This is a genomic window from Actinomycetes bacterium, from assembly GCA_036000965.1.
Taxonomy (GTDB): Bacteria; Actinomycetota; CALGFH01; order CALGFH01; family CALGFH01; genus DASYUT01.
The window spans coordinates 47,516-54,350 of sequence record DASYUT010000106.1 but is presented as its reverse complement, the minus strand read 5'-3'; the positions used below and the strand labels follow the sequence as shown (position 1 = coordinate 54,350).

The 6,835-nt window shown below is 72.2% G+C and carries 6 protein-coding genes; 1 reads left to right on the top strand and 5 read right to left on the bottom strand.

Annotated elements, in window-relative coordinates:
* Nucleotides 1-54 precede the first annotated feature (54 nt).
* The 5 genes from VG276_08200 to VG276_08180 all read right to left on the bottom strand — a co-directional run bounded on the left by VG276_08200 (nt 55) and on the right by VG276_08180 (nt 5,556).
* Complete coding sequence (locus VG276_08200; protein ID HEV8649373.1) at nt 55-906, bottom strand: MoxR family ATPase; 852 nt, start codon at nt 904-906, stop codon at nt 55-57.
* A gap of 210 nt (nt 907-1,116) precedes the next feature.
* The gene (locus VG276_08195) at nt 1,117-2,211 is read right to left on the bottom strand and encodes a maleylacetate reductase (GenBank protein ID HEV8649372.1); all 1,095 of its coding nucleotides are present in this window, start codon (nt 2,209-2,211) and stop codon (nt 1,117-1,119) included.
* Nucleotides 2,208-3,662: an aldehyde dehydrogenase family protein gene (locus tag VG276_08190; GenBank protein HEV8649371.1), complete on the bottom strand. Its 1,455-nt coding sequence runs from the start codon at nt 3,660-3,662 to the stop codon at nt 2,208-2,210. The genes VG276_08195 and VG276_08190 overlap by 4 nt, the downstream gene beginning before the upstream one ends.
* Nucleotides 3,663-3,852: 190 nt before the next feature.
* The gene (locus VG276_08185; GenBank protein ID HEV8649370.1) at nt 3,853-4,842 is read right to left on the bottom strand and encodes a hydroxyquinol 1,2-dioxygenase; all 990 of its coding nucleotides are present in this window, start codon (nt 4,840-4,842) and stop codon (nt 3,853-3,855) included.
* 207 nt (nt 4,843-5,049) lie between these two features.
* The gene (locus tag VG276_08180; GenBank protein ID HEV8649369.1) at nt 5,050-5,556 is read right to left on the bottom strand and encodes a hydroxyquinol 1,2-dioxygenase; all 507 of its coding nucleotides are present in this window, start codon (nt 5,554-5,556) and stop codon (nt 5,050-5,052) included.
* Nucleotides 5,557-5,679: 123 nt separating this feature from the next.
* On the opposite strand from VG276_08180, the gene VG276_08175 reads away from it, so the two are divergent.
* Nucleotides 5,680-6,450: an IclR family transcriptional regulator C-terminal domain-containing protein gene (locus VG276_08175; GenBank protein ID HEV8649368.1), complete on the top strand. Its 771-nt coding sequence runs from the start codon at nt 5,680-5,682 to the stop codon at nt 6,448-6,450.
* Nucleotides 6,451-6,835: the final 385 nt, after the last annotated feature.

Here is a 6,835-nt window from a genome sequence, read left to right as displayed (position 1 = left end):
CGGCGCCCAGCGCCTCGGGCGGCAACGCCGTCGAGGCGGCGCCTCTCTCGGCCATCAGCTCGTCCGCTGCCAGGGCTTCGTCGTGTTGGCCGCGCCGCCGTTGCCCCGGTTGTCGTCCTGGGCGAGCTCCTTGGCGGCCTTGGCGATGTCGGTCTGGTACTTGAGCAGGATGTTGGCGGTGCCGGTGGCGATCTCGGCGTCGACCTTCTCGATGCCCAGCAGCAGCAGGGTCTTGGCCCAGTCGAGGGTCTCGGACACCGACGGCGGCTTCTTCAGCTCGAGCTGGCGGATCGAGCGGACGATGCGGGCCACCTGGTCGGCCAGCTCCTCGGTGATGTCGGGCACCTTGGTGAGGACGATCTCGCGCTCGCGCTCGAGGTCGGGGTAGTCGATGTGGAGGAAGAGGCAGCGCCGCTTGAGCGCCTCGGACAGCTCACGGGTGTTGTTGGAGGTCAGGAACACCAGCGGGATCTGCGTGGCGGCGACGGTGCCCAGCTCGGGGATCGAGACCTGGTAGTCGGACAGGATCTCGAGCAGCAGCGCCTCGGTCTCGACCTCGACCCGGTCGACCTCGTCGATCAGCAGGACGACCGGCTCCTCGGAGCGGATGGCCTCGAGCAGCGGGCGGGTGAGCAGGAAGTCCTCGGAGAAGATGTCCTCCTCGATGTCGCTCCACGAGTTGCCGTCGTTGCGCTCGGCCTGGATGCGCAGGAGCTGCTTCTTGTAGTTCCACTCGTAGAGCGCCTTCGACTCGTCCAGGCCCTCGTAGCACTGCAGCCGGATGAGCCGGGAGCCCGTGGCGGCGGCCAGCGCCTTGGCCAGCTCGGTCTTGCCCACGCCGGCCGGCCCTTCGGCCAGGATCGGCTTCTCCAGCCGGTCGGCCAGGAACACGACGCTCGCGATCATGCGGTTGGGGAGGTAGGAGACCGCGCGCAGGCGCTCGGTCACCTCGTCGACGCCGACGAACCTGGTCCCGCTCACGAGGACCTCCTTGGACCTCTCAACCTTGGACCTCTCAACCAACCCACCCGCGTCGATCCGGCTGCACCGCCATGCGTCGATCCGCGGCACCGCCATCCGCCGGTCGTACCGAGCCTCCCGTGTGCGACGCGTATCCTACGACTCGGCCGCCGTGGGCCGAGCGCCCGCCCATGCGTCCGCCAGGATCGCGCGCAGCTCGTCGCGGTCGGCGGGCCGCGGGGCCTGGGCGACGCGGGCGGCGCACAGCTCGGCGGCCCGGTCGAGGTCGGCCTGGTCGAGGCCGAGCTCGCGGAGGCCGGCCGGCGCGCCCAGGCGGCGGGCGAGGTCATAGCAGCCCGAGGCGGCGTCGGCCGCCCCGAGGGCCTCGGCGACCCTGGCCATCTCGCCGGGGACCGCGACGGACACGAAGCGGACCGCGTGGGGGAGCACGGCCGTGTGGGTGCCGGCGTGGTCCAGGCCGAAGGCGCCCCCCAGGACGTGACAGACCTGGTGGTGGAGGGCGGTGCCGGCAACGGCCACGGCGGCGCCGGCCAGCCACGCCCCGAGCAGCGCGTGCGCCCGTCCCTCCAGGTCCTCCGGCTCGGCCACGGCCGCCGGCAGGCCGCGGGCGAGGGCGCGAGCGCCCTCCATGGCCAGCGCCGAGGTAGCCGGGTTGGCGCCGGGCGCGTAGAGCGCCTCCACGCAGTGGGCCAGGGCGTTCATCCCGCTCGGCCCGGTGAGCGAGGCCGGCAGCGAGACGGTCAGGGCCGGGTCGTAGACCACCACCGCGGGCAGCACCCGCGGGTCGCGGCCAGTCTGCTTGCGCCCGTCGCTGGTGAGCCCCCAGATCGGGGTCATCTCCGAGCCGGCGTAGTTGGTGGGCACGGCCACGATCGGGACCGGGTGCTCGAGGGCGACCGCCTTGGCCAGCCCGGTCGCCGACCCGCCGCCGACCGCCACCAGGCAGTCGGCGGCCAGCTCGCCGGCCAGCTCGCGGGCGGCCTGCGCGGTGGCGGCGGGGACGTGCTGGCGGACGTCGGTGAAGCCGCCCGCGACCCGGCCGCCGAGCCGCTCGACGAAGCTGCCCGGGACCCCGCCGAGCCGCTCGGCCGGGCCCTCGACCGCGCGCTTGCTGCCCACCAGCAGCACCCGCGAGGCGCCCAGGCGGTCGACCTCCTCGTCCAGCCGGTCGGCGGCCCCGATGCCGAAGACGACCCGGCCTGGCAGCGCGTCGTAGATGAAGTCCCTCATCGGCTGCCGCGTGGGTACCAGGGCGGCAGCTCCGCGTCGACGTTGACCCACACCGACTTCGGCTCGGTGTAGCCGTGCATCGCCTCGAAGCCCATCTCGCGGCCGTAGCCGGAGTCGCCCACGCCGCCGAACGGCGAGCCGGGGCTCACCCGCTTGTAGCTGTTGACCCAGACCATGCCGCTGCGGATCCCGCGGGCGACCCGGTGGGCGCGGGCCAGGTCGCGGGTCCACAGCCCGCCGCCGAGCCCGTAGGCCACGCCGTTGGCCAGCTCGAGGGCCTCGGCCTCGGTGGTGAACGTGGTGACGGTGCAGAACGGCCCGAAGACCTCCTCGCGGTTCACCCGGGCGGCTGGGTCGGCCCGCACCACGGTCGGTTCCACGTAGCAGCCGCGGGCGAACCCGTCGCCGTCAGGCGCGCGCCCGCCGGTGAGGACCTCGGCGCCCTCGTCGACCGCCACCTTGACGTAGCCGAGCACCCGGTCGCGGTGCTCGGGGGAGGTGAGCGGCCCCATCTCGGTGGCCGGGTCGAGCGGGTCGCCGAGCCGGATCGAGCGGGCCAGGGCGAGGAAGCAGGCGAGGAACTCGTCGGCGACCGCCTCGTGGAGCAGCAGCCGCGAGCCGGCGATGCAGGCCTGGCCCTGGTTGTGGAAGATGGCGAAGGCCGAGCCGTTCACGGCCGCGGGCAGGTTCGCGTCCTCGAAGACGATGTTGGCGCCCTTGCCGCCGAGCTCGAGCTGCAGCCGGGCCAGGTTCCCGGCCGAGGCGGCCACGATCCGCCGGCCGACCTGGGTCGACCCGGTGAACGAGACCTTCTGGACGCCCGGGTGGGCGGCCAGGTGCGCCCCGGCGGTGTGCCCGAAGCCGGGCACCACGTTGATCACGCCCGGCGGGAAGCCGACCTCGGCGGCCAGCTCGGCGACCCGCAGCGACGACAGCGGGGTCAGCTCGGCCGGCTTCATGACCACGGTGTTGCCCGCGGCCAGGGCCGGTCCCATCTTCCAGCTCGTGAACATCAGCGGGAAGTTCCAGGGCACGATCTGGCCGACGACCCCGACCGGCTGGCGCAGCACGTAGTTGAGAAAGCCGGGCTCCACCGGCACGACGCTGCCCTCGAACTTGTCGGCCATGCCGCCGAAGTAGCGGAAGGTGGCCGCGGTGCGGGGCACGTCCAGCGTGGTGGCGTCGCGGATCGGGTGGCCGGTGTCGGTCGACTCGAGCCGGGCCAGCTCGTCGCCGGCCGCCTCGATGGCGTCGGCCAGCCGGAGCAGCAGCCGTCCCCGCTCGGCCGCGGCCAGCGCGCTCCAGGCCGGGAAGGCGGCGCGGGCGGCGTCCACCGCCCGGTCGACGTCGGCCGCCCTGGCCTCGGCCACCCGGGCCAGCAGGGAGCCGTCGTGGGGGCTGGTGACCTCGAAGGTGGCCCGTTCGGCGCCGTGGGTGAACTCGCCGTCGATGAAGAGCTGGTCCTTGACGCGCACGAAGCTGCCCTCCGGGGAGGTGGTCGTGGTGGCCGCCCGCCCGCGGCGGGCGGCCGGGTCGGTCGGGTGGTCCAGGACCGGGTTGGTCGGGTGGTCCGGGACCGGGTTGGTCGGGTGGTCCGGGACCGGTCGGTCCGGTGGTCCGGGACCGGGTCGGTCGGGCGGTCTAGAAGTCGACCGGGTTGGTGGGCAGCTTGCCGCTGGAGATCAGGCTGGGCAGCTCGCTGTCGGCGTTCTCCCACACCAGCAGCATCGACCGCTTGGGGGAGTAGCCCTGGTGGCGGATGTCGGCCGGCATCGCGGCCACGTCCCCCGCCTTCATCGTCACCTTGGACCGGACCGTGCCCGAGTCGCGGTCCTCGACGTCCCAGTGGATCTGGTCGGAGAGCTGCACGAACCACTCCACCCGGTCGTTGCCGTGGATGATCGGCAGGATGTACTCCTCGGTGGTCGGGCAGAACAGCGAGTCCCTGCAGACCGAGACCACCGACGGGTTCCAGGTCACGTCCGAGCGGGACAGGTAGGCGAACAGGTTGAACGCCGCGACCTCGTTCTCGAACCCGGGCTCGGCGGTGATCTGCGGCTCGTCCTGGGGCACGTCGAGGAAGTGCCGGTTGATCGGGTGGCCGGTGTCGTCGCTGCGCAGCTGCTCGTCGCCGGGGACCGCGACCATGCGCTGGGCGGCGACCCGGTGGCGGGTGATGGCCGGGCGGTTGTCGCCGTTCTTGGGGCCGAAGGCGCTGCCGGTCTCGTCGGGGCTGGCGAACGGGTCGAAGGTCTGGTTGGTCCAGTCGTCCAGCATCGCCTTGAACGTCTCGCGGATCAGCGGGGTGGACATGTTCTCGAGGTGGTCGAGCTCGGCCTTGCGCCAGCCGTCGTTGTAGCGGCCGGCGAACAGGTCCACGGTGCCGTAGTGGTTGACGGTGCCCACCACCCCGTCGAAATTCACGATGCCGTAGAAGAAGTCCCAGGCCACGTCGCGCTGCAGCGCCTTGAGGAAGGCGTCGGCGCTCATCACGTGCCTGCCGGTGGGCCACTCGACGTACACGAAGTACTCGTCGCGGCTGAAGGAGAACTCCCCGAGCCGGAACCCCCGGTATCCGTGCTCGTTGGGGTCGGTCGACTGGACGCTGGCCTCGGTCTCGACGGTCGCCACTGGAACCTCCTGATGCCCTCGGTGCTGCGTACTGCCTGGTGCCGCGTACCGCCTGGTGCCGCGTACCGCCTGGTCCTGCGTACCGCCTGGTGCCGCCTACTGCGCGGTGCCGCGCACCGCCTGGTGCCGCCTACTGCTCGTGCCGCCTGTGGCGGCGATCGATTCCAAGGTGACGAGTCTGCCCGCAAAAGGGCGCGGACGGATTCCTCAGGTCTGGCAGATCTCGGCCCACTTGTAGATGGTGTCGCGGCCCTCGATGGTCTGGAGCAGGATGACGCCGGGCCGGTCGGTCCGGAACCGGTAGGCGGCGCCGGTGGGGAGCAGCGCCATGTGGCCCCGGCGGGCGACGATCGTGCCCATGCGGGGGCCGCCCGGCTCGCCGTCGAGGGCGACCGACCCCTCCTGCCCGGCCGGGGCCTGCTGGCCGTCGCCGAGCTTGACCAGCTCGACGGTGACCTCGCCGTCCATCACCAGCGCGAACTCGTCGTGGGAGCAGGTACGCCACTCCGAGGTGCCCTCGGCCCGGATCGCCTCCAGCACGTACTGGCGGTTCTTGCCGACCGCGACCTTCTCGTAGGGCCTGGACCGGGAGGCGACCTCGTAGACGTTGGAGAAGGCGTAGTGCCGGGCGTCGTCGTCGATGACCTCGACCCGGCCCTTCTCGTAGCCGTCCAGGGAGCCGAACTTCGTCAAGTACCGGGTCAACCTGGTCACTCCCCTTCCTGCGCGCTCCGCTCTGTCCGCGCAATTCTGCACCGTTGGCCAGGCTATCGACAGTGCTGTGCGCGTAGCGTACAGTTGTGCGCTCGATGCACATACTGGGCGGAGATACTTGCAATGTCAAGTGATGGCGACCGCAACTTCATCCGCTCGCTGGAGCGCGGCCTCGCCGTGCTGCAGGTGTTCTCGCACGAGGACCCGTCGCTCACCCTGAGCGAGACGGCCGCCCGGGCCGGCATCACCCGGGCCACGGCCCGCCGGATCCTGCTCACCCTCGAGCGCCTCGGCTACGTGCGCTCGGACGGCCGGCGGTTCTCCCTCACCCCGCGCGTCCTGCGCCTCGGCTACGCCTACCTGTCGTCCCTGGGGCTCTGGCAGATCGCCGAGCCCTACATGGAGCAGCTCGCCGACCTCACCCACGAGTCCTGCTCGGCGGCCACGCTGGACGGCACCAGCCTGGTCTACGTCGCCCGCGTGCCGGCCAAGCGGGTCATGACGATCTCGCTCGGGGTCGGCTCCCGGCTGCCCGCCTACCCGACCTCGATGGGCCGGGTGCTGCTCGCCGACCTGCCCCCGTCCGAGCTTGACGACTATTTCCGCCAGGCCACCCTGGAGCGGCTCGCCCCCGGCACGCTCACCGACGAGCGCCTCCTTCGCCGGCTCTTGGAGCAGGTCCGCCAGCAGGGCTTCGCCCTGGTCGACCAGGAGCTCGAGGACGGGGTGCGGTCGATCGCGGTGCCCGTCCGGGGCCGGGACGGCCGCGCCCTGGCCGCCCTCAACGTCTCCGGCCACGCCGGCAGGGTGACCGTCGAGCAGCTCCGCGTGGAGTTCCTGCCCCACCTGCTCCACGCCGCCAAGCTCATCGGCGACGAGGCGGCGCGCCGCTGAGGGATCTCCCTCGCCTGAAGCGCGCGAGGCCCGGCCGCCTGAAGCGCGCGAGGCCCCTCGGCTGAAGCGCGCGAGGCCCGGCTTGAGGAGCGAAGCGACAGCCGGACAGTTGCAGCCGATCGGGCGAACCAGTGCAGGAGGGTTCCGGCGGGGACGGCCGAGTTGGCGTGGAAGGTGCATCCGCGGGGACGGACAAGGCGTTTGACAGGCCCCTGGTCCTGATGCCACGCCACGCCCGACCTGTTCACGGCTTCTTGCGCGCTTGCAGGTGGAAGTGGCCAACGGTTAGGTTCCGGCTTAGTCCCCCATATGCCCAGTCCGTCACCGGCCCTCTGGGCGCTGCGGCATGTCGGCACCCAAGACTCGACCGAAGCATGGCGTGGGC

What these genes read in the sequence shown, in the direction of transcription:
- VG276_08200 (HEV8649373.1), bottom strand. Translation starts at nt 906, where the DNA reads ATGATCGCGAGCGTCGTGTTCCTGGCCGACCGGCTGGAGAAGCCGATC.
- VG276_08195 (HEV8649372.1), bottom strand. Translation starts at nt 2,211, where the DNA reads ATGAGGGACTTCATCTACGACGCGCTGCCAGGCCGGGTCGTCTTCGGC.
- VG276_08175 (HEV8649368.1), top strand. Translation starts at nt 5,680, where the DNA reads ATGTCAAGTGATGGCGACCGCAACTTCATCCGCTCGCTGGAGCGCGGC.